Origin of the sequence: Pseudomonas sp. NPDC089428, assembly GCF_044749325.1 — a bacterium.
In the GTDB taxonomy this organism is placed as follows: domain Bacteria; phylum Pseudomonadota; class Gammaproteobacteria; order Pseudomonadales; family Pseudomonadaceae; genus Aquipseudomonas.
Map to the genome: position 1 here is coordinate 49,239 of NZ_JBIVHT010000005.1, position 24,178 is coordinate 73,416.

Genomic DNA, 24,178 nt, shown 5'->3' on the forward strand with positions numbered 1-24,178 from the left:
TATCTGTACCGGCCCTTTCGCGGGCAAGCCCGCGAAAGGGCCGGTACAGGCATAAAAAAACCGGCGCCAAGGGCGCCGGTTCTTCGTTCACGCTTTCAGAGCCTCAAAGCCCTTCGAGCATCGCCTTGTTACGCACAGCACCCTTGTCGGCACTGGTCGCCAGCAGGGCGTAGGCCTTCAGCGCAGTGGTTACCTTGCGCGGGCGTACTTCCGCCGGTTTCCAGCCCTTCTTGTCCTGCTCGATGCGACGGTGGGCCAGCTCTTCGTCGCTGACCAGCAGGTTGATCGAACGGTTAGGGATGTCGATCAGTACCTTGTCGCCGTCGCGCACCAGGCCGATGGCGCCGCCAGCAGCGGCTTCCGGCGAGGCATGACCGATCGACAGGCCCGAGGTGCCGCCCGAGAAGCGACCGTCGGTGAGCAGGGCGCAGGCCTTGCCCAGGCCTTTGGACTTCAGGTACGAAGTCGGGTAGAGCATCTCCTGCATGCCCGGGCCGCCTTTCGGGCCTTCGTAACGGATGATCACGATGTCGCCGGCCTTCACTTCGTCGGCGAGGATGCCGCGCACGGCGCTGTCCTGGCTCTCGAAGATCTTCGCGGTGCCTTCGAACACGTGGATCGACTCGTCGACGCCGGCGGTTTTCACCACGCAGCCGTCCAGGGCGATGTTGCCGTACAGCACGGCCAGGCCACCTTCTTGCGAATAGGCGTGCTCGAAGCTGCGGATACAGCCGTTTTCACGGTCGTCGTCGAGGGTTTCCCAGCGGGTCGACTGGCTGAACGCGGTCTGGGTCGGGATGCCGGCCGGACCTGCCTTGAAGAAGGTGTGCACGGCTTCGTCATCGGTCTGGGTGATGTCCCACTTGGCGATGGCTTCTTCCATGCTGCGGCTGTGCACGGTCGGCAGGTCGGTGTGCAGCAGGCCACCACGGGCCAGCGAACCGAGGATGCTGAAGATGCCGCCGGCGCGGTGCACGTCTTCCATGTGGTACTTCTGGATGTTCGGCGCCACCTTGCACAGCTGCGGCACCTTGCGCGACAGGCGATCAATGTCGCGCAGGTCGAACTCGACTTCACCTTCCTGGGCTGCAGCCAGCAGGTGCAGGATGGTGTTGGTCGAACCGCCCATGGCGATGTCGAGCATCATGGCGTTTTCGAACGCCTTGAAGTTGGCGATGCTGCGCGGCAGCACCGACTCGTCGTTTTCCTGGTAGTAGCGCTTGCACAGTTCGACGATGGTGCGGCCAGCGGTGAGGAACAGCTGCTCGCGGTCGGCGTGGGTGGCCAGGGTCGAACCGTTGCCTGGCAGGGCGAGGCCCAAGGCTTCGGTCAGGCAGTTCATCGAGTTGGCAGTGAACATGCCGGAGCACGAACCGCAGGTCGGGCAGGCGCTGCGCTCGTACTCGGCGACCTTCTCGTCGGAGGCCGTGGAGTCAGCGGCGATGACCATGGCGTCGACCAGGTCCAGGCCGTGGCTGGCCAGTTTGGTCTTGCCGGCTTCCATCGGGCCGCCGGAAACGAAGATCACCGGGATGTTCAGGCGCAGGGCAGCCATCAGCATGCCGGGGGTGATCTTGTCGCAGTTGGAGATGCAGACGATGGCATCGGCGCAGTGGGCGTTGACCATGTACTCGACGGCGTCGGCGATGATCTCGCGGCTTGGCAGCGAGTACAGCATGCCGTCGTGGCCCATGGCGATACCGTCGTCGACCGCGATGGTGTTGAATTCCTTGGCCACGCCACCGGCGCGTTCGATTTCGCGGGCGACCAGCTGGCCCAGGTCCTTCAGGTGCACGTGGCCCGGGACGAACTGGGTGAACGAGTTGGCGATGGCGATGATCGGTTTCTTGAAGTCTTCGTCCTTCATCCCGGTGGCGCGCCACAGGGCGCGGGCGCCGGCCATGTTGCGGCCTTGGGTGGAAGTCTTGGAACGATAATCAGGCATGAAACACTCCTGGCGGCTTAATCAGGTCACAAAAAGGGGAGTGAGCTTCTCTTGTCCTTTGTACCGCAGGCCGGTTGCCACTGGCACGGATGGGGCCGAAGACCGCGCGGGATCGCCGCGTGCTTGGCCAGAGCTCATAAACCCGCCGGGGATGACTGGCGATGAATAGGCCGATTCTACACCGCTGGCGCGGCGAGGGAATGAAGATGTGCCTGGACGGTGGTTTGAGAGTGATTCCCGGCTGCTTGTAGGACGCCTCTGAAACGCTGCCTGCGTGGCAGACCCTGCCAATCGCGCTGGTTATCATCCTCCGCGCCGCATGTGCGGCTTCACGAGAAATCACTTCAATGGACCTTCCCAGTTTCAGTTCACCACGAACTTGTAAATTGGCACTGAGCGCGTTGTTGCCAGGGCTTGCGAAGGCTTGAACCCCTGAGTTCGAGGTTTGCGGGTGCCTGCGTCGGCGCCTGGAGACTCGTATGTACTCTGTCTGCGCAAACTGCATTCGCTGTAAAGAACCACTCTCGCGTGACCAGGCCAGCGAAGCGCTGGACAAGCTTCGCCAGGAGGCGACCGAAGACTTCCACAAAGGCGCATCGATCACCAATCACGTCGGCAACCTGCGCAATGCCACTGTCGGTCTGCTTTACCGCAAGCGAGTGCTGTGGCTGGTGCTGCTGGTGTTCGGCAACCTGTTTTCCGGCGCCGGCATAGCCGCCTTTGAAGAAACCATCGCCGCGCATATCGTGCTGGTGTTCTTCCTGCCTCTGTTGGTGGACAGCGGGGGGAACGCCGGGGCGCAGTCGGCCACCTTGATGGTGCGGGCGCTGGCGACGGGAGAGGTGGTCATGCGTGACTGGATGCGCATGCTGGGCCGCGAATGCGGGGTGGCGTTGGCGCTCGGCGGCACCATGGCCCTGGCGGTGGCATCGCTGGGAGCATTGCGGGGTGGCGCGGACGTTGCCTTGATCGTAGCCAGTAGCATGCTGGTGATCGTGTTGGTCGGCAGCCTGATCGGCATGAGCCTGCCGTTCCTGTTCACACGCCTGAAGCTCGACCCGGCGACTGCCAGTGGTCCGCTGGTGACTTCGATCGCCGATGCAGCGGGGGTGCTGGTGTACTTCGGGATCGCGTCGCAGGTGCTGGAAATCTGATACCGGCCTGGGGCGCATTGCGCCCCAGACCGCGCGGGTCAGCTGTTTGGCAGCAACCGGCAGGTGATGCTCTTGATGTAGCGGGTTTCGGCAATGGCCGGGTGCACGGGGTGGTCCGGGCCTTGGCCGCCGCGCTCCAGCAATTGCAAGTTGCGGTCAAGGTGGCGAGCGCTGGTCAGCAGGATGTTCTGCAGATCGTCCTCGGGCAGGTGCATCGAGCACGAGGCGCTGACCAGGATGCCGTCCTTGGTCAGCATGCGCATGGCCTGTTCATTGAGGCGGCGGTAGGCCGCTTCGCCGTTTTTCAGGTCCTTCTTGCGCTTGATGAAGGCGGGTGGGTCGGCAATGATCACGTCGAAGCGCTCTTCGGCAGCCTTCAGCTCGCGCAGGGCCTCGAACACGTCGCCCTCGATGCAGGTCAGCTTCTCGCTGATACCGTTCAGTGCGGCGTTACGCTCGACACCATCCAGGGCAAAGCCCGAAGCATCCACGCAGAATACTTCGCTGGCGCCGAACGCGCCGGCCTGCACGCCCCAGCCACCGATGTAGCTGAACAGGTCGAGCACGCGCTTGCCTTTGACGTAGGGGGCCAGGCGCGCGCGGTTCATGCGGTGGTCATAGAACCAGCCGGTCTTCTGGCCTTCGCGTACCGGGGCTTCGAACTTGACGCCGTTCTCTTCCAGCGGGACCCAGTCCGGCACTTCGCCGTAGACGGTTTCGACATAGCGCTGCAGGCCTTCGGCGTCGCGGGCGGCGGAGTCGTTCTTGAACAGGATGCCGCTGGGCTTGAGCACCTGAATCAGGGCGGCGATCACGTCATCCTTGTGCGCTTCCATGGTGGCCGAGGCCAGTTGCACCACGAGGATGTCGTAGAAACGATCGACTACCAGGCCCGGCAGCAGGTCGGAATCACCGTACACCAGGCGGTAGCAAGGTTGGTCGAACAGGCGCTCGCGCAGGGACAGGGCCACGTTCAAGCGGTGTACCAGCAACGACTTGTCCAGCGGCAGCTTGATGTCACGCGACAACAGGCGGGCGCAGATCAGGTTGTTCGGGCTCAGTGCGACGATGCCCAGCGGCTTGCCGTTGGCAGCTTCGAGTACTGCCTGCTGACCGGCCTGGAAGCCTTGCAGCGGGGTCGCGGAAACGTCGACTTCGTTGCTGTAGACCCACAGGTGGCCGGCGCGCAGGCGGCGGTCGGCATTGGCTTTGAGGCGAAGGCTGGGCAGGGACATGACGTCGCTCCGGAAAAAAGAGCGGGAGTATAGCCTGTCTGCCTTGTTTTCGCCTTTAGAGGTGTGGCGCCTGGGAGATCGAGCGCCGCCCGCGCGGCGCTCGATCTCCCAGGCGCTGCACCTGTCAAGGCGAGCCCCAGGGGGTTAAACTCGCTGGTCCTTCACGAGTGTGTACGTATGTCCCAAGAACTCAGCGCCGAACAGATCCAGCAAGCCTTGCAAGGCATTACCATTCCGCCGCAACCTCAGATCATGGTCGATCTGCAGTTCGAGCAGTACATGCCTGACCCGGACCTGGAAACCATCGCCAAGCTGATTTCCCAGGACCCTGGCCTGGCCGGTGCCTTGCTCAAGCTGGTCAACTCGCCGCACTTCGGTCTTTCGAACAAGATCGGCTCGATCCAGCGTGCGGTGAACCTGCTGGGCAGCCGTTCGATCATCAACCTGATCAACGCGCAGTCGATCAAGGGCGAGATGAGCGACGAGACCATCGTCACCCTCAACCGCTTCTGGGATACCGCCCAGGACGTGGCCATGACCTGTCTGACCCTGGCCAAGCGCACCGGCATCCAGGCTGCCGACGAGGCCTACACACTCGGCCTGTTCCACGACTGCGGCGTACCGCTGATGCTCAAGCGCTTCCCCGAGTACATGCAGGTGCTTGAAGACGCCTATGCCAAGGCCACTGAGGAAACGCGCGTGGTCGATACCGAGAACCGCGTCTTCAACACCAACCATTCTGTGGTTGGCTACTTCACGGCCAAGTCCTGGCGCCTGCCGGAGCACATCAGCGCGGCCATCGCGAACCACCATAACGCCCTGGCAGTCTTCCGCGAAGACTCGTCGCGCAATACCCAGAGCCAGTTGAAGAACCTGCTGGCCGTGCTCAAGATGGCCGAGCACATCTGCGCCTCGTATCGCGTGCTGGGCAACCAGAACGTCGACCATGAGTGGAATGCGGTCGGCCCGCTGGTGCTGGACTATATCGGTTTGTCGGAGTACGACTTCGAAACCCTGAAACAGAACATTCGCGAGCTGGGCGGGCACTGATCCATGCCGGAATTACCTGAAGTCGAAACCACCCGGCGCGGGATTGCCCCCCATCTGGTAGGCCAGCGCGTCAGCCGTGTGGTGGTGCGAGACCGGCGCCTGCGCTGGCCAATCCCCGAGGACCTCGACGTGCGCCTCTCCGGGCAGCGCATCCTCAGCGTCGAGCGGCGGGCCAAGTACCTGTTGATCAATGCCGAGGTGGGTACCTTGATCAGCCACCTGGGCATGTCGGGCAACCTGCGCCTGGTGGAACTGGGCTTGCCAGCGGCCAAGCATGAACATGTCGACATCGAACTGGAGTCGGGGCTGATGCTGCGTTACACCGACCCGCGACGCTTCGGTGCCATGCTCTGGAGTCTCGACCCGTTCAACCACGAGTTGTTGTTGCGCCTGGGGCCGGAGCCGTTGACCGATCTGTTTGACGGCGAGCGCCTGTTCCAGCTGTCGCGCGGGCGTTCGATGGCGGTCAAACCCTTCATCATGGACAACGCCGTGGTGGTAGGGGTGGGCAACATCTACGCGACCGAGGCGCTGTTTGCCGCCGGAATCGACCCGCGCCGCGAGGCGGGTGGGATTTCCCGGGCGCGTTATCTGAAGCTGGCGATCGAAATCAAACGGGTGCTGGCGGCGGCCATCGAGCAGGGCGGCACGACCTTGCGCGACTTCATCGGTGGCGACGGGCAACCGGGCTACTTCCAGCAGGAATTGTTCGTCTACGGGCGGGGCGGGGAACTGTGCAAGCTGTGTGGCACAGCCCTGCGCGAGGTCAAGCTGGGGCAACGGGCCAGCGTGTTCTGCCCGCGCTGCCAGCGCTGAAGCCTGAGGCCGCTGCGGCCCGCCCCACAGGTATTGCAATGCCCGTGGGGCCTGCGCTGTACCTGTGGGAGCGGGTTTACCCGCGAACAAGGGCGAAGCCTTTGCCAGGCAGCGATCAGGCCTTGCCGGTGATCCGGCGATACTTGGCCATCAGTTCGTCTTCGGTCTCCGGGTGCGCTTCATCCAGCGGGATGCAGTCGACCGGGCAGACCTGCTGACACTGCGGCTCGTCGTAGTGACCGACGCATTGGGTGCACAGGTTCGGGTCGATCACGTAGATCTCTTCGCCTTGGGAGATGGCCTCGTTCGGGCACTCGGGTTCGCAGACGTCGCAGTTGATGCAATCGTCGGTGATGATCAGGGACATGGGGACTCCGGCCGGGGCGCATCGCCCGGGCATGTTCAACGCTTTGGGCACAATTGTGCCGCATTCGCGCCCGCAGTGCACGCGGGCGCGATGATCAGGCGTGCAAGGTTACTTCTTGAAGCGTTCGGTCAGCGCCTCGGCCACCACCGGGTGGACGAACTTGCTGATATCTCCGCCCAATGCGGCTATTTCCCGTACCAACGTCGAGGAAATGAACGAATAGCGCTCCGAAGGCGTTAGGAACAGACTCTCGACGTCGGGTGCCAGTTGCCGGTTCATGTTTGCCAGCTGGAACTCGTATTCGAAGTCCGACACTGCGCGCAGGCCACGCAGGAACACGTTCGCACCCTGTTCCTTGGCGAAGTGCGCCAGCAGCGAGGAGAAGCCGATGACTTCGACATTGGGCAGGTGCTTGGTGACCTCACGGGCAAGCTCGACCCGTTGTTCCAGCGGGAACAGGGGGTTTTTCTTCGGGCTGGCCGCCACCGCGATGATCACGTGGTCGAACAGGCGCGAAGCGCGCTCGACCAGGTCGCCATGGCCTTTGGTAATGGGGTCGAAAGTACCCGGGTACAACACTCGGTTCATCGCGTCATCCTGGCTGGAGTGCGTTGGGGAGTCGGATGGTAGCGCAGCGATTGCGCCCGGCCAAGTCATGCGGCCGGCTGATGGCACTATAGACAGGGCGTGTATTTGTTGTCATGCACTCTGTGCCAGGCGGGCGGCCAAGGCTTCGCTGAGCATGGCGCTGATGGCATAGACCGACAGCTGCGGGTTGGCGCCGATGCTGGTGGGGAACAGCGAACCGTCATGAATCGACAGGTTTGCTAGCTGATGGTGACGACCGAGACTGTCGCACACCGCCTGGCGCGGGTCGTCACCCATTGTGCAGCCCCCCATGACATGGGCGCTGCCCAGCCGGGTGCGAAATGGCTCCAGGCGCAAGCCGTCGATCATCCGTCGGGCCTCATCAAGGTTGGCAGCGGCGCTGGCGTCACTGTGTACCGGGGTGACCTGCGCCGCGCCCGCAGCGAGCTGGATCTGCGCCATGCTGTGGAAGGCGCGGCGCAGGCCGTCGCGCAGGTAGTCGGTGACCGGATAATCCAGCACCGGCGAGCCGTCACCGCGCAACTCCACCGTGCCACCGGTGCTTTCGGGGTGAAAACCGTCCCGCAGCAACGCCAGCATCACGTGGGTGTGAGGGAGTTCGGCCATGCGCCTGGCATTTTCGCTGCCATGGCCACCGAGCAGGGTGCTGGCCAGTGCCGGATGCAAGGGCGGCACCTCCAGCTTGTAGCCCACCGGCCCATCGACGCCGCCCTGCCACTGGAAGTGGTCGCTGTAGATCGATTGCGGAGCACCGTAGTAAGGGTCGATACGCGCGTCGAAGCGCGCAGCGCTGAAGTTGACCAGGTGCAGGAAGGTCCGTTTGCCCAGCCGCCCATGCGGGTCGGGGGCCTTGGAGCGCAGCAGCAGGGCCGGGCTGTTGATACCGCCACCGGCGACGATGTAGTGACGGGCGCGCACGCTGATCTGCCGGCCTGTGGGGTGGATGCCTTGCGCATCCAGGGCCTGGCATTGCAGCCGGGCGATGCGCTCGCCGTTGTGCTCGAAGCGTTCCGCGCGGGCGAGGTACAGCAGCTCGCCGCCATTCTCCAGGGTCGCCGGTATGCGCGTGACCAGCATTGACTGCTTGGCGTTGACCGGGCAGCCCATGCCGCAGTAGCCGAGGTTCCAGCAACCGCGCACATTGCGCGGGATCACCGCCCAGCGGTAGCCGAGTGTTTCACAGCCGCGCCGCAGTACGTCGTTGTTGGCGTTCGCAGGCATTGCCCAGGGTGTGATACCCAGATCGTGCTCGATACGCTCGAACCAGGGCTGTAATTGTGCTTCCCCCAGCCCGCTGACGTTGTGCTCCATTGCCCAGTGCGCCAGGGTCGGCGGTGGTGTGCGAAAGCTCGATGTCCAGTTGATCAGGGTGGTTCCGCCCACGGCGCGGCCTTGCAGAATGGTGATGGCGCCATCCTTGCTCATTCGCCCCAGGCCTTCCTGGTAGAGGCTGGCGTAGGCCTCGTTTTCCAGCAGATGGAAGTCGCTGCTGGTCTTCAGTGGACCTTCCTCGATCAGCAGCACCTTGTAGCCTGCTGCGCTGAGCATCTGCGCGCTGGTGGCGCCACCAGCACCGCTGCCGATCACGGCGATATCGGTCTCCAGCGTCAGGTCCTGTTCCAGGCGTGAGCCGTCATGGGTGATCCAGCCACGTTCGAGGCCTTGGCGAAACGGGTCGGTTACAGGCATTGAGGATGCTCTTGTTGTCAGATCTTGGGTGGGCCGGGGTAGCCGCAGGCGGCCCAGGCTTCCGGGCGCTCGTACCAGGCCATTTGCAACAGTTGCAGCAGTGAGGCATGCCCCATGCGCAGCAGGTTCAGCGAGCTGTCCTGCCAACGTTGCAGAAATGCCGTGACCTGCGCGTCGCTTGCCTGTTCCCAGGCCCCCCAGATCCCGGTCAGCGGGCCGCGGGTCAGCGGCAGGTTGAGTACATCGAACAATTGCCGGGTGAGCTTGAGCATTTCTGGCGATAGCGCAGCCAGCTTGTGGTCGAGGCTTTGCAGCACCTTTTCGTCACTCGCTGCGGTGCCCGCGAGCACCACCGGAATCAGCGCAAGCAGGGCTGGCAGGTCATCGTCACGCAGCACCTGGTAACCGGCCGCGGGCGTTTGCGCGCTGCAGCCGACCAGGCTGGCGGTGCTCAGGAAAAGGCTGGCGCCGAGACTGAAGCGCAATAGGTCGCGGCGCTGCATCAGCGGATGAACAGCTTGTAGACCAGTCGCTGCAAGGCCTTGCCATAGGGCGGGTAGATTAGCCGCGCAGCATTCAGGCGCTGCTTGGCCAATACCGCCTTGGCCTTGCTGAAGGTCTGGAAGCCTTCGTGGCCATGGTAATGCCCCATGCCTGAGGGGCCGACCCCGCCGAACGGCAAGTCGTCCTGGGCCACGTGCAGCAAGGTATCGTTCAGGCACACGCCGCCGGAGTGGCTGTGCTGCAGCACATGCTGCTGCTCGCTACGGTCGTAGCCGAAGTAGTACAGCGCCAGTGGGCGTGGGCGCTGATTGATGTAGGCCAGGGCATCGTCGAGGTGGTCGTAGGGCACCAGCGGCAGCAGCGGGCCGAAGATCTCGTCCTGCATCACCTGCATGCTGTCGTTGACCCTGGTCAGCAGGTGCGGCGGCAGGCGTCGGCCCTGGCGCGTCTCGTCGGCATACAGGTCAAGCACCTGGGCGCCCTTGCCACGGGCATCGTCCAGCAGGTGCTGCAGGCGCTGCAACTGCCGTGGGTTGATGATGGCGCTGTAGTCGGGGTTGTCGGCGATGCGTGGGTACATGCGCTTGACGACGTTACGGTAGGCATCGGCGAAGTCGTTCAGGCGCTCGCGCGGTACCAACACGTAGTCGGGGGCGACGCAGGTCTGGCCGGCATTGAGGGTCTTGCCGAAGGCGATGCGCTCGGCAGCTGCGTCCAGCGGTACGTTGGCCGAGACAATGGCGGGCGACTTGCCGCCCAGTTCCAGGGTCACCGGGGTCAGGTTTTGCGCGGCGGCCAACATGACCTGGCGGCCGATGCTGGTAGCGCCGGTGAACAGCAGGTGGTCGAAGGGCAGGCGGGCGAACGCCTGGCCGACCTCGACCTCGCCCAGTACCACGCTGACCAGGTCCTCGGGGAATACTCGTTCAAGGAGTGCTTTGAGGGCTGCGCCGCTGGCCGGCGTAGCTTCGCTCAGCTTTAACATGACCCGGTTGCCGGCGGCCAGGGCGCCGGTGAGCGGGCCGATGGCGAGAAACAGCGGGTAGTTCCACGGCACGATGATGCCCACCACGCCCAGCGGCTGGTACAGCACGCGAGCGCTGGCCGGCTGGAAGGCCAGGCCCACGGCGCGTCGGGCCGGGCGCATCCAGCGCTGCAGGTGGCGCTCGGCATGGCGAATGCCTTGCACCGAAGGTAGCAGCTCGGCCAACAGCGTTTCGTCGGCACTGCGGCCGCTGAAGTCGGCATCGATGGCTCCGATCAGTGCCTGCTGGTCGGCCAGCAATGCCTCGCGCAGGCTTTTCAGCCACTGCCGCCGCTGTGCTGCCGGTGGCATGGGGTTGCCGGCAAAGGCTTGGCGCTGTGCGGCGAACGTCGTTTCCAGGTCGGTGTCGGAATGCACAGGAGGCAAGGCGATGGGCGAGGTCACGGTGGTCTCCCGTCTGGGCTCGAAGTCCCTAGAGCCTATACTCTAATTCGTACCATGGTGCGACTTTTTTCATCGGCGCAAACGGTGCATCGCCGGCATGATTGACCGTATGATGGCCCATTATCGAAAGCCCGCAGACTGGGAGCTGAACATGGCCCCGCGCATGAAGACCCGAGAGCGCATCGTGCAGAACAGCCTGGAGCTGTTCAACCAGCAGGGCGAACGCAGCGTCAGTACCAACCACATTGCCGCGCACATGGAAATCTCGCCCGGCAACCTCTACTACCACTTCCCCAACAAGCAGGCGATCATCGCCCTGTTGTTCAGCCAGTACGAAGAGCTGGTGGACAGCTTCCTGCGCCCGCCGCAGGGCCGCAGGGCCACGGTCGAGGACAAGCGCTTCTATCTCAAGGCGCTGCTCGCGGCGATGTGGAACTACCGCTTCCTGCACCGTGACCTGGAACACCTGCTGGAAAGCGACCCCGAACTGGCAGCCCGCTACCGGCGCTTTTCCGAGCGCTGCCTGCGCCAGGGCCAGGCGATATACCGTGGCTTCGTCGATGCCGGGATTCTGGCCATGGAAGCTGCGCAGATCGAATCGCTGACCATCAATGCCTGGATCGTGCTGACCTCGTGGGTACGCTTTCTCAGCACTACGCGGGAACATTCCGCGCATCTGGGTGAAGAAGCCTTCAAGCGTGGCGTGTATCAGGTGCTGGTTCTGGAGCTCGGTTTCGTCACCCTTGACGCCCGCAGCGCCGTGGACGCTCTGTGCCAGGAATTCCACGTTCCCTTCAATCAGGCCCTGGAACAGTAGCCGGGGCCTTCGTGCCATCGATCAGGAGATTGTCATGCCCCTTGCGCAATTGATCACCCCGCAACAGCTGGCCGAGCGTCTGGACTCGCCCAAGCTGGTGATCCTGGATTGTCGTTTTGCCCTGGAGGATGTGGATTACGGCCAGCGTAGTTATGCCGAAGGGCATATCGCCGGCGCGCATTTTGCCGATCTGGAGCGTGACTTGAGCGGGCCGGTCAGCAAGGGGCGTACCGGCCGCCACCCGCTGCCGGACCCGCACCGGCTGGTCGAGCGCCTGCGCGAGTGGGGCCTGGACAACGACAGCGAAGTGGTGCTCTACGACGATGGTCCCGGCGCTTTTGCCGCCCGGGCCTGGTGGTTGCTGGTCTGGCTGGGCAAGCGCAGCAACGTGGCGATTCTCGATGGTGGCCTCAAGGCCTGGCATGCGGCGCATCTGCCGCTGAGCCTGGATGCGCCAGCCAAGCGCGAGGGGACGTTCAGCGGTGAGCCGGATGCCAAGCTGCTGATCGACGCCGAGCACCTGGCCAAGCGCCTGGGTAGCCCTGACCTGACCCTGATCGATGCCCGTGCGTTGCCGCGCTTTCGCGGTGAGGTGGAGCCGATCGACCCGATTGCCGGGCACATTCCGGGTGCCCAGTGCGTGGCCTTCAACGAAAATCTCGGTGCCGATGGGCGCTTCCTGGCGCCGGAGCAGCTCAAGCAACGTTTCGCCGAGAAACTGGAGGGGCGCTCGCCAGAGCAACTGGTGGCCTACTGCGGGTCAGGAGTGACGGCCTGCCATAACCTGTTTGCCCTGGCGCTGGCAGGGTATCCGTTGGGCAAGTTGTATGCCGGGTCGTGGAGCGAGTGGATCAATGATCCCAAGCATGGCGTGGCGACTGGCGAATAATCACTGACCGTCGACGAGCCACTGCGGAATCCGCCGCTCCAGGTAATAGCCCGGATTCCGCAGGCTGCCGTCGACAAATCCGACATGCCCACCCCGCTCATGCAACTCGAACTGTGTTTGCGGCGCCAGTTCACTGGCCGCGGGCAGGCTGTGGTTGAACACGAAGGGGTCATCGATGGAATGGATGATCAACGTCGGCGTGCGGTTTTCCCCCAGATAAAACCGGCTAGATGCGCGTCGATAATAATCATGGGCATCGTTGAAACCGTTGAGCGGTGCGGTGACCTTGCCGTCGAAATCCCAGAACGTCTTCAACCGGCCCAATGGCCCCAGCCGGTCGAGCACGGCCAGGCCCTCGTGGTGCCCGCGGTCCCGGAAGTGCCGTTGTTTCACCTGCACATAGGCCATCATCTCGCGCATGAAATGCGCCTGGTACACCTTGGAAAAGCCCTGGCCGATGCGGTCGGCGCACTGATCCAGGCGAAACGGCACCGATACTGCCACGGCCGCTTGCAGCTGGCTGGCCGAACCACTTTCCCCCAGGTATTTGAGCAGCACATTGCCGCCCAGTGAATAGCCGACGGCATACAACGGAGCCAGTGGGCGTTGGGCATGCAGGTGTGCGACCACTTCGGCGAGGTCTTCGCTGGCGCCGGAATGGTAGCTGCGCGGCAGCAGGTTCGGCTCGCCCGAACAGCCACGCCAGTTCACTGCCACGCTGGCCCAGCCGCGGGCTTGCAGCGATTGTTGCAAGCCTTTGACATAAGGCGAATGGGACGAGCCGGTGAGGCCGTGCAGGACCAGCACCAGCGGCGTATCCGGGCTATGCGGCCCATGCCAGTCGAGGTCAAGAAAATCGCCATCGGCCAGCCACAGGCGTTCGCGGCTTCGTTCCAGCTCCGGCAGCTTGCGCCACAATGGCCCCCACAGGGTTTGCAGGTGAGGGTTGGACAGGCCGATGGCCGGGCGGAACGTGGCGGTGAGACTGGGCATGCTGGGCGACTCTTGATATGCCTGCGTAGAGTGCCATGAAACCCCGCCGCTGTACCTGAGCTATTGGTCGGGGGCTGGCAGAGGTTGTTGCTCGACGCTTGGGCCGACACTGACCTGTACGTTGTAGCTTAGGTCGAAATGGCGCTGCATGGCGGCGCGAACCTCTGCCGGGGTCAGTCGTTTGATGCGCTCGATGTAGGTGTTGAGATGATCGTCAGGTTGACGTTGATGGGTCAACTCAGTGAGCAGTGCTGCCAGGCGCTTGTTCTGAGCAACACCGCGCAGCAATTGCCCTTCCAGTTGTTTGCGTGCCACGTGCAATTCGGCCTGGGTCGGGCCTTGCTCGATGAAGTCGCGCAGCAGGGTCACTACCAGTTCCTGAGAGCCTTGCACATGCGCGGATGCGACTTCCCATTCGACGCTGAGCAACCCGCCTGCCCGTAGTGGCGATACGCGGGTGCGCACGCCGTAAGTGAGGCCACGCCGTTGGCGCAGTTCCACCATCAGGCGCGATTCGAGCCCTTCTCCCAGCACATCGCTGGCCAGCACCAGGGCGGGAAACTCTGGATCATTGGCGAGCACATTCAGGGGAAGTGCCAGCAGGACAGCACTGTTCGCGCCAGGCTGTTCGACGTGCAGGGTCGCGCCGGTGGCGGCCGGGACCCTTGGCAGGTCTGCTGCCGACCAACCCTGCGGCAGAGCCTGGCTGATCTGGCGTGAGAGTGCCTGAGCTTCATTGAGGGTAAGGTCTCCGACCACGACCATCTCCAGGTTGCTGGCGGAATAGGCGCGTTGGTGGAATGCCCGCAAGTCGTCCGTGGTAACCGCCGCTACACCCTGTTCGGTGCTACCCAGCGGGCAGCCATAAGGATGGCCATTGAACAGGTGGCGGAAGGCTTCGCTACGCGCCCTCAATGTGGGGCGCCGATCGCGTGAAGCGTTGCTTTGCAGCAGTTGCTGCTTGATCTTGTCCAGCGCAGAGGAGAGGAACGCTGGGTGTGCCACGAGGTCGGTGAAAAGCGCCAGGGCCGGCTCTAGCACAGCGGGTGTACTCAGGCTACGCAGGCTCAGCGTCGCATGTTCCAGGCGTATCTGCTTTTCGATGATCGCTCCCAGGCGCTCGAGGTGTTCGGCCTGCTGGGCGGCCGTGTACTGCTGGCTGCCCTCATCGAGCATGTACAACGTCAAGGCTGCCAGGCCGGCGTGCACAGTGTCCTGAACAGTGCCGGCCTTGAACCTCAGTACTACATCGACAATCGGCAACCCGCGGGTTTCGACGAATTTCACGGCTGTACCTGCCTCCGTCGTCCAGGCTTGCACCTGCGTCTGGATGGATTCGAACTGATCCAGGTCGACCCCTTGGGCAGACAGCAGGCCACCGTAAAGGCTGGTGGTATCGGTGGGTTTTGGCATCGGGGTCGAGTCATGCATGGGCGCTTTCCTTGTGGTGCATGAAAGTGATGGCGGCGCGGGAGTCGGTCAGGAACTCAAGGGCTACCTGGCCGACGTGTTCGGCTGTCACGGCTTCGATGGCTTGTCGCTCATCGTCCAGTGCAACGGGGTCCAGGCCACAGGCAGCCTGTTTGCCGATGGCCTGTGCTTGCTTGTCGATGTCGTCCCTTTCAAATACCTGGCTGGCCAGCAGGCGAGCCTTGGCACGTTGCAGGTCTTCCCGGGAGGGTGCCGACTGGCGAAATGCATCGATTTCCCGCATCAGCCTTTCGGCTGCGATCTCCGGCGTTACCTGCGGACTGCAAAATGCGTAGAGAACCAGCAAGCTGTCACCGCGCTGCCAGGGTTCGTAGGCTGAGTTCAGGCTCCGCAAAACAGGGTCTTCCAGAACCAGCCGTCGTTGCAGGATGCTGCTTTGTCCGTTGGCAAGGAGTTCGGGCAGTAGCCGCAATGCGTAGGCTTGCTCGCCAGACCGGGCGGTACATTGGCTGGGAAGGTTGAAACTGATAATCGTGCCTGTGTAAAGGCCTGGTAGGCGCAGTGTCTGATGGCGTCGAGCGTGCAGTGGTGGCGCGGAGGCTGTCTTCCGGGCTGGCAGGCGATTGGCCGCAATGCTTGCAAAGTGCCTGATTACCAGGGTTTGCAGCTGTGGCAGGGTGATGTCGCCGGCGACTGCCAGGGTGGCATTGTTTGGGTGGTACCAGCTCTGGTACCAGGTTCGGGCAGCAGCAGGGGTCAGGTGCTCAAGGTCAGCCTGGTAGCCAATGATTGGCGTGCCATAGCCGTCGCTACCGTATGCCAGCAAGTGGTGATGTTCCAGCGCCAGTGACAAGGGGGCATTGTCGACTTGCTCTCGGCGCTCGGCCATGACCACATTCAGTTCGCGAGCAAAAGGTGTGTCGCTGATCGTGGCGCTCACCATGACGTCGGCCATGGCCTCCAGGGCAATCTCCAGCCGGCTGCCCGGCAGTGTCAGCGGAAAGACCGTGGCGTCGGTGGCGGTGAAGGCATTCGGTTCGCCACCAAGGCGGGTCATGACAGCCGAATATTGGCCGCTTGCCAACTTGCTGCTGCTTTCGAACAGCAGATGTTCCAAAGCATGGGAAAGACCGGTATGGCCCGCAGGCTCGTAGCTCGAACCGACGTGATACCAAAGCTGCACACTGACCAGCGGTGCGCGATGGTCTTCGCGCAGGCAGATACGCAGGCCGTTCGGAAGGGTGAACGATTGTACGGTGCTGCCCTGGATGGGCGCAGAGGGGCGTTCGCTCATGGTTGAAGTGCTCCTGCAAGAACGTGGGAGCAGCTTCAACCATGCTGGCAGCGGGTTTGCGGTAACTAAGTACGGCTTACGGGATCAGCCCCGTTGCCAGAGCGCATAGTGCACCTGGCCGGTCTTTTTCTCGCGGTGCAGGCGCCAGTTGCCGGGCATCGGCAGCGTCGAGGGGGCTGCTTCGCTTTCGGTGTAGATCCACGCCTGTTCGCGCAACCACTGGTTCTGCTCCAGCAGGTTACAGGTGGTGGCCAGCAGGTCCTGGTGGAACGGCGGGTCGAGGAAGACCAGATCGAACTGCTGCTTGGCCGGGTTCTGCAGGTAGCGCAGGGCGTCGGTCTGCAGGATCTGCCCGCGCGGGCAGCGCAGAATCTCGAGGTTGTTCTTCAGGTTGGCGATGGCCGCCGAGTTGCTGTCCAGTGCCACGGCATCCTCGGCACCACGGGACAGTGCTTCCAGCACCAGGGCACCGCTGCCGGTAAAGGCATCCAGCACCTGAGCACCCTCGATGTAGGGCGCCAGCCAGTTGAACACGGTTTCGCGCACACGGTCAGGGGTTGGGCGCAGGCCTTCGCCTTCTGGTACCGCCAGGCGGCGGCTGCGCCACTCGCCGGCGATGATGCGCAGGTGACCCTGGCCCTTGCTTTGGCCCTGCTGCGGGCGGGCGGGAGGGGTGGATCTAGGCATTAGTGCTCCGGTACGCCGAGCGGTTGCTCGGACGGTTTGTCAGTGGGGGCAGGCAGTGGCTTCTGTGGCACTTTCGGGCCAACGGTGACGATGACCAGCATATCGGCTGCCAGGTGCTTGTTCATTGCCGTCTTGACCTGTTCGACGGTCAGCGCCTGGGACTGCTGCATGAAGTCTTCCAGCCAGGTCAGTGGCAGGTTGTAGAAACCGATGGCGCCCAGTTGGCCGACGATGCTGGCATTGCTGGCATTGGACAGCGGGAAGCTGCCGGCCAGTTCGCGTTTGGCGTCGTCCAGCTCTTGCTGGGTCGGGCCGCTCTTGAGGTAGTCGGCGAGGATGTCCTGCACCAGCTTGAGGGTCCCTTCGCTGAGTTCGGCACGGGTCTGCAGGTTGATCATGAACGGGCCACGCACCTGCATCGGGCTGAACACCGAGTACACGCCGTAGGTCAGGCCGCGCTTTTCGCGGACTTCGCTCATCAGGCGGGTGCCGAAGGCGCCGCCACCGAGGATCTGGTTGCCCAGCGACAGGGCCGGCCAGTCCGGGTCCTGGCGGTCGATACCGAGCTCGGCCAGCATCAGGTGAGTCTGCTTGCTCGGGAAGTCGATATGGGTGACGCCAGCCTTGGGTTCAACCGGCTGGGCCGGTTTGGCCAGCGCCGGGCCTTTGGGCAGGGCAGCGGACACTTGGGCGGCAACCGCTTCGGCTTCCTCGCGGCTGAGGTCGCCAACCAGGGCGATCACCGCGTTGCCAGCGGCATAGGCCTTGGCGTGGAAGGCACGCAGTTGCTCAAGGGTGATGCCTGGCACGCTCTCGGCGCTGCCATCGCTTGGCTGGGCGTAAGGGTGGTCGCCGTAGAGCTTGCTGAACAGGGCCTTGCCGGCGATCTTGCCGGGGTTCTGCTTCTCATACTCGAAACCGGCCAGCAGCTGGTTCTTGATGCGTTTCAGTGCGTCTTCGGGGAAGGTCGGCTTGCCGGTCACTTCGGCGAACAGCTTGAGCGCCGGCTCGCGTTTGTCCTTGGCGCTCAGGCTGCGCAGCGAGGCCACGGCCATGTCACGGTAGGAACCATTGCCGAAATCGGCGCCAAGGCCTTCGAACCCTTCGGCGATGGCGGTCACATCCTTGCCGGCAACACCTTCGTTGAGCATGGCGTTGGTCAGGGTGGCCAGGCCTGGCGTGTTGCCGTCCTGGCTGCTGCCAGCGGCGAAGGTCACGCGCAGGTCGAACATCGGCAGCTCGCGGGCTTCGACGAACAGCACTCGGGCGCCTTCGGCGGTGGTCCAGTGCTGGATGTTCAGCTGGCGCCGGCTGGGTGCCTTGCCGTCCAGTTCGGCCAGCGATTGCAAGGTGTTGGCCGGGCGCGCGGCGCTGCTTTCGGCCTCGGAGTGGGCCGGGCGGGCGAGTACGGCGGCCACGGCCACCACCAGCGCGATGATGCCCGTGCCGATCAGGGTGTAGCGTGGTGCGCTGCGATCACTCATGAGCGGACTCCTCGGGCAGTACATGGGCAACGCTCAGGCGTTCGCGGGTGAAATAGGTGCGTGCAGCGTTCTGCACGTCTTGCGGGGTGACGCGCTTGAGTTCGTCCAGCTCGCTGTCGATCAGCTTCCAGGACAGTCCGACCGTCTCCAGCTGGCCGATGGTGGTGGCCTGGCTGCTGATGGAGTCGCGGTCGTAGACCAGGCCAGCGATGACCTGGGCACGCACGCGCTCCAGTTCTTCGGCGCTGGGCGGAGTGGTCTTGAGCTCGTCGAGCAACTGCCAGACGCCTTTTTCAACGTCGGCCAGGGTCTTTTGCTTCTGCACGTTCGGCGTGGCCGAGATCAGGAACAGGCTGTCGCCACGGGTGAAGGCGTTGTAGCTGGACGAGGCGCCGGCCACCAGTTCCTGGCCACGTTCCAGGCGTGCTGGCATGCGCGCGCTGTAGCCGCCGTCGAGCAGGGCCGAGATCAGCCGCAGGGCATGCACGGTGCGCGGATCCTTGGCGGTTGCCAGGCTCGGGACGTTGAAACCGTAGATCAGGCTGGGCAACTGGGTGCGCACGTGCAGCGTCAGCAGGCGCTGGCCGGGCTCGGCGAGCTCCAGCGGTAGCTTGGCCGGTGGCACGGCCCGCTTGGGAATGCTGCCGAAATACTTCTGCGCCAGACCTTTCACTTCATCGGCGGTGACATCGCCGACCACCACCAGGGTGGCGTTGTTCGGCGCGTACCAGGATTCGTACCAGTGGCGCAGTTCCTCGACCTTCATGCGCTCGAGGTCGGCCATCCAGCCGATGGTCGGGGTGTGATAGCCGCTGGCCGGGAAGGCCATGGCACGGAACAGCTCGAAAGCCTTGGCGCTTGGCTGGTCATCGGTGCGCAGGCGGCGTTCTTCCTTGATTACCTCGATTTCGCGGGCGAATTCGTCGGCAGGCAGGCGCAAGCTTGCCAGGCGGTCGGCTTCCAGCTCCAGGGCCACCGGCAGGCGGTCGCGGGCCAGCACCTGGTAATAGGCGGTGTAATCGTCGCTGGTAAAGGCATTCTCTTCCGCACCGAGGTCACGCAGGATGCGCGAGGCCTCACCGGGGCCGATCTTGGCGCTGCCCTTGAACATCATGTGCTCCAGGGCATGGGACAAGCCGGTCTGGCCTGGGGTCTCGTAGCTGGAACCGACCTTGTACCAGATCTGCGACACCACCACCGGGGCGCGATGGTCTTCGCGCACGACGACCTTCAGGCCGTTGTCGAGGATGAATTCGTGGGTGGGTTGCACGTCGGCGGCGAAAGCCACGAGCGGCAGGCAGAGCGTGCTGAGCAACAGGCCAGCGGCGCGGCGGGCTAGAGCATTCATACGGTGATTAACCTGTTCGGCGGCCCGCTGGTTTAGCGTCGGCGGGCCAGGAGGTGCTAGGATACTGATCCGGTTGCCTGGCGACCATGCCTGTCGCCGTTCTGGCCCACAGGCCCATTAAGACAAAACATTGCGCATGAACCAGTCGGATTCAAAATAGTCTGTTCTGCGTTTAGAGAATTCCCGATGCGCCAGCTGCTGGCCCATCGCTACCCTGAGATAGCCGTCTTCCATGTTTGGTTCCAACGACGACAAAAAAGCGCCGGCCGAGGCTGGCGAGAAAAAAGGCCTGTTCAGCTGGTTTCGCAAGAAGCCGCAGCAACCTGTCGCCGAACAGCCTCAAACGCCTGAGCCACAAGCGCCCGAGGTGCAGCCAGCCGAGCCAGTAGCGCCGCAACCTGCTGCCCAGCAGTCGCTTGTCGAGGCGCAGCAGCCTGCGCCGGTCGAGCCGGTGCAAGCGCCGACGCCTGAGCCAATCGCCTCTGAGCCGCTGGTGGCCCCGGCGCCTGAGCCCGTCGCTTCCGTGCCTCTGCAAGCAGCGCCGGTCGAGGCTGCCCCGGTGGTCGAGCATGCCGCCCCTGTCAGCAATCTGGTACTTCCGGTTGCCGAAGAGCCCGTGGCGCTGGTGCCAGACCTGGAGCCCAAGGCGCCGCCGGTGATTCCTGAACGTCCAGCGCCAGAGCCGGTGGTGGCCCCAGTCGCAGCCCCTGCGCCGGTGGCACCTGAGCCTGCGCCAGTGGTTGCGGCGCCGGTGGCCACCGAGCAGTCCAAACCAGGTTTCTTCGCCCGCCTCAAGCAGGGCCTGTCGAAGACCAGCGCCAGCATCGGCGAAGGCATGGCCAGCCTGTTCCTGGGCAAGAAGGTCATCGATGACGACCTGCTCGACGAGATCGAAACCCGCCTGCTGACTGCCGACGTCGGCGTCGAAGCCACATCGTCCATCGTTCAGAACCTGACCCAGAAGGTCGCCCGCAAGCAACTGGCTGACGCCGACGCGCTGTACAAGTCGCTGCAGGAAGAACTGGCCGCACTGCTGCGCCCGGTCGAGCAGCCGCTCAAGGTCGAAGCGCAGAACAAGCCCTATGTGATTCTGGTGGTTGGCGTGAACGGTGCCGGCAAGACCACCACCATCGGCAAACTGGCCAAGAAGCTGCAGCTGGAAGGCAAGAAAGTCATGTTGGCTGCCGGTGATACCTTCCGCGCCGCCGCCGTCGAGCAGTTGCAGGTCTGGGGCGAGCGTAACCAGATTCCGGTGATCGCCCAGCACACCGGTGCCGATTCCGCCTCGGTGATCTTCGACGCCGTGCAGGCCGCCAAGGCCCGTGGTGTGGATGTGCTGATCGCCGACACCGCCGGCCGCTTGCACACCAAAGACAACCTGATGGAAGAGCTGAAAAAAGTTCGCCGGGTAATCGGCAAGCTCGACGCCGAGGCGCCGCACGAGGTGCTGCTGGTGCTCGACGCCGGTACCGGGCAGAACGCCATCAGCCAGGCCAAGTACTTCAACCAGAGCGTCGAACTGACCGGCCTGGCCCTGACCAAGCTGGACGGCACCGCCAAGGGCGGGGTGATCTTTGCCCTGGCCAAGCAGTTCAACATCCCGATCCGCTTCATCGGTGTCGGTGAAGGCATCGACGACCTGCGTACCTTCGAAGCCGAGCCGTTCGTCAAGGCTCTGTTCGCCGAGCGAGACTGACCATGATCCGATTCGAACAGGTTGCCAAGCGCTACCCTAACGGCCATGTCGGCTTGCACGAGCTGAGTTTCCGCGCGCGCCGGGGCGAGTTCCTGTTCGTCACCGGGCACTCGGGCGCGGGCAAGAGCACCTTGCTGCGCCTGCTGCTGGCCATGGAGCGCCCGACCAGCGGCAAGCTGATGCTGGCCGGGCAGGACCTGGGCCAGATCAGCAATGCGCAGATCCCGTTCCTGCGCCGGCAGATCGGCGTGGTGTTCCAGAACCACCAGCTGCTGTTCGACCGCACGGTGTTCAACAACATCGCCTTGCCGCTGCAGATTCTCGGCTTGTCCAAGGCCGAAATCGCCAAGCGTGTGGATTCGGCGCTGGAGCGCGTTTCGCTGTCCGACAAGGGCGAGCTGTTCCCGGCCGACCTGTCCACTGGCCAGCAGCAGCGGGTCGGTATCGCCCGCGCCATCGTCCATCAGCCGGCCTTGCTGCTGGCCGACGAACCCACCGGTAACCTCGACCCGCGCCTGGCTGCAGAAATCATGGGCGTCTTCGAGGACATCAACCGCCTGGGCACCACGGTTCTGATCGCCAGCCACGACCTGGCACTGATTGCGCGTATGCGCCACCGCATGCTGACCCTGCAGCGCGGCCGTCTGATCGGCGATGGGGAGGCCGGGCAATGAGCACTACACGTACACCAAAGGTTTCCGAACGCGTTGCGCCCAAGGCAGCCGACCCGCAGCCGGCCAAGAAGAAGGGCGGCGATCACGACGACGATGGTCCGGACTTCCGCACCCTGCTGCACGCCTGGCTGGAAAGCCATCGCGCCAGCCTTGCCGACAGCTTGCGGCGCCTGGGCAAGCAGCCGATCGGCAGCTTCTTCACCTGTCTGGTGATGGCCGTAGCCCTGAGCATGCCGATGGGCCTGTCGCTGCTGTTGAAGAACATCGAGGTGCTGGGAGGCTCCTGGCAGCGCGCTGCGCAGATTTCGCTCTACCTCAAGCTCGATGCGGGTAACCAGCAGGGTGAAGCCCTGCGCGACGACATCAGGCGTATGCCGGGGGTCGCCGACGCCCAGTACGTCAGCCCGGGGCAGGCCCTGGAAGAGTTCCAGCAGCAGTCCGGGTTGGGCGAAGCCCTTCGCGAACTGCCCGACAACCCGTTGCCCGGTGTCGTGGTGGTAACTCCTACCGAGGTCGACAAGCCGGCCCTGGAAGCCCTGCGTCAGCGCCTGGCGGAGCTGCCAAGGGTGGAGAACGCGCAACTGGACCTGGTATGGGTGGAGCGCCTGGCGGCGATCCTCAAGCTGGGCGACCGGTTTGTCTTCGGCCTGGCAGTGATGCTGATTTCTGCACTGCTGTTAGTAATCGGTAACACAATTCGTCTACATATTGAAAACCGCCGCATCGAGATCGAAGTGATCAAGCTGGTAGGCGGCACCGACAGCTACGTGCGCCGGCCTTTCCTGTACATGGGCGCCTTGTACGGCCTGGGTGCGGGCGTGCTGGCCTGGGCGATCCTGGCGTTTGGCCTGAACTGGCTGAACGAGGCCGTGGTAGGGCTGTCCGGGCTGTATGGCAGTGACTTCGCCCTGGGCGGGGTGCCAGCTTCCGATGGTCTGTCGCTCTTGATCGGAGCGGTGCTGTTGGGGTATATCGGTGCATGGATCGCCGTTGCCCGCCATCTGAACGAGCTGGCGCCGCGATAGTTTTTACGTGCCAGCATTGACATTTTCTTCACGATGGAACTTGTACGGTCGTTCCGGGTCTATGTTGGCAGCGCTCACAAGGCGCGAGTTTTGTAAGTCGGAGGTTCTTGAATGACCACATCGTTGCAACCTGCCTATGCCCTGGTACCCGGTGCAAACCTGGAAGCCTACGTGCACACGGTCAACAGCATCCCGCTGTTGTCTGTCGAGCAGGAGCGTGATCTGGCCGAGCGTCTCTACTACGAGCAGGATCTCGAGGCCGCTCGGCAAATGGTGATGGCCCACCTGCGTTTCGTTGTACATATCGCACGTAGCTATGCAGGCTACGGGCTGGCTCAGGCTGACCTCATCCAGGAAGGCAACGTCGGCCTGATGAAGGCCGTGAAGCGCTTCAACCCGGAAATGGGTGTGCGCCTGGTGTCCTTCGCCGTGCACTGGATCAAGGCAGAGATCCACGAATTCATCCTGCGCAACTGGCGCATCGTCAAGGTGGCGACCACCAAGGCCCAGCGCAAGCTGTTCTTCAACCTGCGCAGCCAGAAGAAGCGTCTGGCCTGGCTGAACAACGACGAAGTGCATCGCGTGGCGGAAAGCCTCGGCGTCGAGCCACGTGAAGTGCGCGAAATGGAAAGCCGCCTGAGTGGCCAGGACATGGCCTTCGACCCGGCAGCCGAAGCGGATGACGACAGCGCCTTCCAGTCGCCTGCGCATTATCTGGAAGACCACCGCTACGACCCGGCGGTGCAGCTGGAGGATGCAGACTGGAGCGACAACTCCACCAGCAACCTGCATGAAGCGCTGCAAGGCCTGGATGATCGTAGTCGGGATATTCTCTACCAGCGCTGGTTGGCGGAAGAGAAGGCCACGTTGCATGAGCTGGCTGACAAGTACAGCGTTTCGGCTGAGCGGATCCGCCAGCTGGAGAAAAATGCGATGAACAAGGTCAAGGCGTTGATCACCGTCTGATCAAGCCTGGCTGCACTAAAAAGCCGCTGACCCGAGAGGGTGAGCGGCTTTTTCATTGGGTTTGGCTTTACAGGCC

General features: G+C 63.6%; 22 protein-coding genes. 9 read left to right on the forward strand and 13 right to left on the reverse strand.

Translation table 11 applies throughout. The annotated features are described in order from the left end of the window. Positions 1-103: 103 nt before the first annotated feature. Positions 104-1,945, reverse strand: coding sequence for a dihydroxy-acid dehydratase (ilvD, locus tag ACIPZ5_RS11385; protein ID WP_054885517.1), 1,842 nt, complete (start codon positions 1,943-1,945; stop codon positions 104-106). 479 nt (positions 1,946-2,424) lie between these two features. Between ilvD and ACIPZ5_RS11390 the strand changes: the two genes are divergently transcribed. Then, positions 2,425-3,099, forward strand: a complete 675-nt coding sequence (locus ACIPZ5_RS11390; protein ID WP_343597540.1) for a magnesium transporter — start codon at positions 2,425-2,427, stop codon at positions 3,097-3,099. 38 nt (positions 3,100-3,137) lie between these two features. On the opposite strand, the gene ACIPZ5_RS11395 is transcribed toward ACIPZ5_RS11390, so the two are convergent. Continuing rightward, positions 3,138-4,334, reverse strand: coding sequence for a class I SAM-dependent rRNA methyltransferase (locus tag ACIPZ5_RS11395; protein WP_261942295.1), 1,197 nt, complete (start codon positions 4,332-4,334; stop codon positions 3,138-3,140). Between the two features lie 231 nt (positions 4,335-4,565). Between ACIPZ5_RS11395 and ACIPZ5_RS11400 the strand changes: the two genes are divergently transcribed. Then, positions 4,566-5,384 (forward strand): HDOD domain-containing protein, encoded by an 819-nt coding sequence (locus tag ACIPZ5_RS11400; RefSeq protein ID WP_343597774.1) that lies wholly within the window; start codon positions 4,566-4,568, stop codon positions 5,382-5,384. Positions 5,385-5,387: 3 nt separating this feature from the next. Further along, the gene (mutM, locus tag ACIPZ5_RS11405) at positions 5,388-6,200 is read left to right on the forward strand and encodes a bifunctional DNA-formamidopyrimidine glycosylase/DNA-(apurinic or apyrimidinic site) lyase (protein ID WP_400808684.1); all 813 of its coding nucleotides are present in this window, start codon (positions 5,388-5,390) and stop codon (positions 6,198-6,200) included. A 115-nt stretch (positions 6,201-6,315) separates the two neighbouring features. On the opposite strand, the gene ACIPZ5_RS11410 is transcribed toward mutM, so the two are convergent. The 5 genes from ACIPZ5_RS11410 to ACIPZ5_RS11430 form a co-directional block, all read right to left on the reverse strand. Further along, positions 6,316-6,567 carry a YfhL family 4Fe-4S dicluster ferredoxin gene (locus ACIPZ5_RS11410; protein WP_008095804.1) on the reverse strand — a complete coding sequence of 84 codons (252 nt, stop codon included), beginning with the start codon at positions 6,565-6,567 and terminating at the stop codon, positions 6,316-6,318. A gap of 108 nt (positions 6,568-6,675) precedes the next feature. Then, entirely contained in the window at positions 6,676-7,155 is a 480-nt protein-coding gene (gene coaD / locus ACIPZ5_RS11415) for a pantetheine-phosphate adenylyltransferase (RefSeq protein WP_014861498.1), read from the reverse strand. Positions 7,156-7,266: 111 nt separating this feature from the next. Next, positions 7,267-8,865 (reverse strand): GMC family oxidoreductase N-terminal domain-containing protein, encoded by a 1,599-nt coding sequence (locus ACIPZ5_RS11420; RefSeq protein WP_400808686.1) that lies wholly within the window; start codon positions 8,863-8,865, stop codon positions 7,267-7,269. A gap of 17 nt (positions 8,866-8,882) precedes the next feature. Then, complete coding sequence (locus ACIPZ5_RS11425) at positions 8,883-9,368, reverse strand: twin-arginine translocation pathway signal protein (protein WP_343597548.1); 486 nt, start codon at positions 9,366-9,368, stop codon at positions 8,883-8,885. Next, on the reverse strand, positions 9,368-10,798 hold the full coding sequence (locus tag ACIPZ5_RS11430; protein ID WP_400808691.1) for a coniferyl aldehyde dehydrogenase: 1,431 nt from the start codon (positions 10,796-10,798) through the stop codon (positions 9,368-9,370). Before ACIPZ5_RS11430 ends, ACIPZ5_RS11425 begins: the two co-directional genes overlap by 1 nt. 151 nt (positions 10,799-10,949) lie before the next feature. On the opposite strand from ACIPZ5_RS11430, the gene ACIPZ5_RS11435 reads away from it, so the two are divergent. Beyond that, on the forward strand, positions 10,950-11,615 hold the full coding sequence (locus ACIPZ5_RS11435; protein WP_085677997.1) for a TetR/AcrR family transcriptional regulator: 666 nt from the start codon (positions 10,950-10,952) through the stop codon (positions 11,613-11,615). 34 nt (positions 11,616-11,649) lie between these two features. Further along, complete coding sequence (locus ACIPZ5_RS11440) at positions 11,650-12,504, forward strand: sulfurtransferase (RefSeq protein WP_343597552.1); 855 nt, start codon at positions 11,650-11,652, stop codon at positions 12,502-12,504. On the opposite strand, the gene ACIPZ5_RS11445 is transcribed toward ACIPZ5_RS11440, so the two are convergent. The 6 genes from ACIPZ5_RS11445 to ACIPZ5_RS11470 all read right to left on the reverse strand — a co-directional run bounded on the left by ACIPZ5_RS11445 (position 12,505) and on the right by ACIPZ5_RS11470 (position 19,741). After that, positions 12,505-13,497 (reverse strand): hydrolase, encoded by a 993-nt coding sequence (locus ACIPZ5_RS11445; protein WP_343597554.1) that lies wholly within the window; start codon positions 13,495-13,497, stop codon positions 12,505-12,507. 60 nt (positions 13,498-13,557) lie between these two features. Beyond that, positions 13,558-14,928 (reverse strand): M16 family metallopeptidase, encoded by a 1,371-nt coding sequence (locus ACIPZ5_RS11450; RefSeq protein WP_400808695.1) that lies wholly within the window; start codon positions 14,926-14,928, stop codon positions 13,558-13,560. Continuing rightward, the gene (locus ACIPZ5_RS11455; RefSeq protein ID WP_400808697.1) at positions 14,921-16,222 is read right to left on the reverse strand and encodes a M16 family metallopeptidase; all 1,302 of its coding nucleotides are present in this window, start codon (positions 16,220-16,222) and stop codon (positions 14,921-14,923) included. Before ACIPZ5_RS11455 ends, ACIPZ5_RS11450 begins: the two co-directional genes overlap by 8 nt. Before the next feature lie 84 nt (positions 16,223-16,306). Then, complete coding sequence (gene rsmD / locus ACIPZ5_RS11460) at positions 16,307-16,909, reverse strand: 16S rRNA (guanine(966)-N(2))-methyltransferase RsmD (protein WP_343597560.1); 603 nt, start codon at positions 16,907-16,909, stop codon at positions 16,307-16,309. Continuing rightward, complete coding sequence (locus ACIPZ5_RS11465; protein ID WP_400808700.1) at positions 16,909-18,393, reverse strand: M16 family metallopeptidase; 1,485 nt, start codon at positions 18,391-18,393, stop codon at positions 16,909-16,911. The genes rsmD and ACIPZ5_RS11465 overlap by 1 nt, the downstream gene beginning before the upstream one ends. Continuing rightward, positions 18,386-19,741, reverse strand: coding sequence for a pitrilysin family protein (locus ACIPZ5_RS11470; RefSeq protein ID WP_343597565.1), 1,356 nt, complete (start codon positions 19,739-19,741; stop codon positions 18,386-18,388). The genes ACIPZ5_RS11465 and ACIPZ5_RS11470 overlap by 8 nt, the downstream gene beginning before the upstream one ends. 232 nt (positions 19,742-19,973) lie before the next feature. Between ACIPZ5_RS11470 and ftsY the strand changes: the two genes are divergently transcribed. The 4 genes from ftsY to rpoH all read left to right on the forward strand — a co-directional run bounded on the left by ftsY (position 19,974) and on the right by rpoH (position 24,102). Then, positions 19,974-21,437, forward strand: a complete 1,464-nt coding sequence (ftsY, locus tag ACIPZ5_RS11475; protein ID WP_400808704.1) for a signal recognition particle-docking protein FtsY — start codon at positions 19,974-19,976, stop codon at positions 21,435-21,437. Between the two features lie 2 nt (positions 21,438-21,439). Beyond that, complete coding sequence (gene ftsE, locus ACIPZ5_RS11480; protein ID WP_012274659.1) at positions 21,440-22,111, forward strand: cell division ATP-binding protein FtsE; 672 nt, start codon at positions 21,440-21,442, stop codon at positions 22,109-22,111. Next, positions 22,108-23,136 carry a permease-like cell division protein FtsX gene (gene ftsX, locus ACIPZ5_RS11485; RefSeq protein WP_261942308.1) on the forward strand — a complete coding sequence of 343 codons (1,029 nt, stop codon included), beginning with the start codon at positions 22,108-22,110 and terminating at the stop codon, positions 23,134-23,136. The genes ftsE and ftsX overlap by 4 nt, the downstream gene beginning before the upstream one ends. Before the next feature lie 111 nt (positions 23,137-23,247). Continuing rightward, positions 23,248-24,102: an RNA polymerase sigma factor RpoH gene (gene rpoH, locus ACIPZ5_RS11490; RefSeq protein WP_054884203.1), complete on the forward strand. Its 855-nt coding sequence runs from the start codon at positions 23,248-23,250 to the stop codon at positions 24,100-24,102. Positions 24,103-24,178: the final 76 nt, after the last annotated feature.

What these genes read in the sequence shown, in the direction of transcription:
- ilvD (WP_054885517.1), bottom strand. Translation starts at nt 1,945, where the DNA reads ATGCCTGATTATCGTTCCAAGACTTCCACCCAAGGCCGCAACATGGCC.
- ACIPZ5_RS11390 (WP_343597540.1), top strand. Translation starts at nt 2,425, where the DNA reads ATGTACTCTGTCTGCGCAAACTGCATTCGCTGTAAAGAACCACTCTCG.
- ACIPZ5_RS11395 (WP_261942295.1), bottom strand. Translation starts at nt 4,334, where the DNA reads ATGTCCCTGCCCAGCCTTCGCCTCAAAGCCAATGCCGACCGCCGCCTG.
- mutM (WP_400808684.1), top strand. Translation starts at nt 5,388, where the DNA reads ATGCCGGAATTACCTGAAGTCGAAACCACCCGGCGCGGGATTGCCCCC.
- ACIPZ5_RS11410 (WP_008095804.1), bottom strand. Translation starts at nt 6,567, where the DNA reads ATGTCCCTGATCATCACCGACGATTGCATCAACTGCGACGTCTGCGAA.
- coaD (WP_014861498.1), bottom strand. Translation starts at nt 7,155, where the DNA reads ATGAACCGAGTGTTGTACCCGGGTACTTTCGACCCCATTACCAAAGGC.
- ACIPZ5_RS11420 (WP_400808686.1), bottom strand. Translation starts at nt 8,865, where the DNA reads ATGCCTGTAACCGACCCGTTTCGCCAAGGCCTCGAACGTGGCTGGATC.
- ACIPZ5_RS11425 (WP_343597548.1), bottom strand. Translation starts at nt 9,368, where the DNA reads ATGCAGCGCCGCGACCTATTGCGCTTCAGTCTCGGCGCCAGCCTTTTC.
- ACIPZ5_RS11435 (WP_085677997.1), top strand. Translation starts at nt 10,950, where the DNA reads ATGGCCCCGCGCATGAAGACCCGAGAGCGCATCGTGCAGAACAGCCTG.
- ACIPZ5_RS11440 (WP_343597552.1), top strand. Translation starts at nt 11,650, where the DNA reads ATGCCCCTTGCGCAATTGATCACCCCGCAACAGCTGGCCGAGCGTCTG.
- ACIPZ5_RS11445 (WP_343597554.1), bottom strand. Translation starts at nt 13,497, where the DNA reads ATGCCCAGTCTCACCGCCACGTTCCGCCCGGCCATCGGCCTGTCCAAC.
- ACIPZ5_RS11450 (WP_400808695.1), bottom strand. Translation starts at nt 14,928, where the DNA reads ATGCATGACTCGACCCCGATGCCAAAACCCACCGATACCACCAGCCTT.
- ACIPZ5_RS11455 (WP_400808697.1), bottom strand. Translation starts at nt 16,222, where the DNA reads ATGAGCGAACGCCCCTCTGCGCCCATCCAGGGCAGCACCGTACAATCG.
- rsmD (WP_343597560.1), bottom strand. Translation starts at nt 16,909, where the DNA reads ATGCCTAGATCCACCCCTCCCGCCCGCCCGCAGCAGGGCCAAAGCAAG.
- ACIPZ5_RS11465 (WP_400808700.1), bottom strand. Translation starts at nt 18,393, where the DNA reads ATGAGTGATCGCAGCGCACCACGCTACACCCTGATCGGCACGGGCATC.
- ACIPZ5_RS11470 (WP_343597565.1), bottom strand. Translation starts at nt 19,741, where the DNA reads ATGAATGCTCTAGCCCGCCGCGCCGCTGGCCTGTTGCTCAGCACGCTC.
- ftsY (WP_400808704.1), top strand. Translation starts at nt 19,974, where the DNA reads ATGTTTGGTTCCAACGACGACAAAAAAGCGCCGGCCGAGGCTGGCGAG.
- ftsE (WP_012274659.1), top strand. Translation starts at nt 21,440, where the DNA reads ATGATCCGATTCGAACAGGTTGCCAAGCGCTACCCTAACGGCCATGTC.
- ftsX (WP_261942308.1), top strand. Translation starts at nt 22,108, where the DNA reads ATGAGCACTACACGTACACCAAAGGTTTCCGAACGCGTTGCGCCCAAG.
- rpoH (WP_054884203.1), top strand. Translation starts at nt 23,248, where the DNA reads ATGACCACATCGTTGCAACCTGCCTATGCCCTGGTACCCGGTGCAAAC.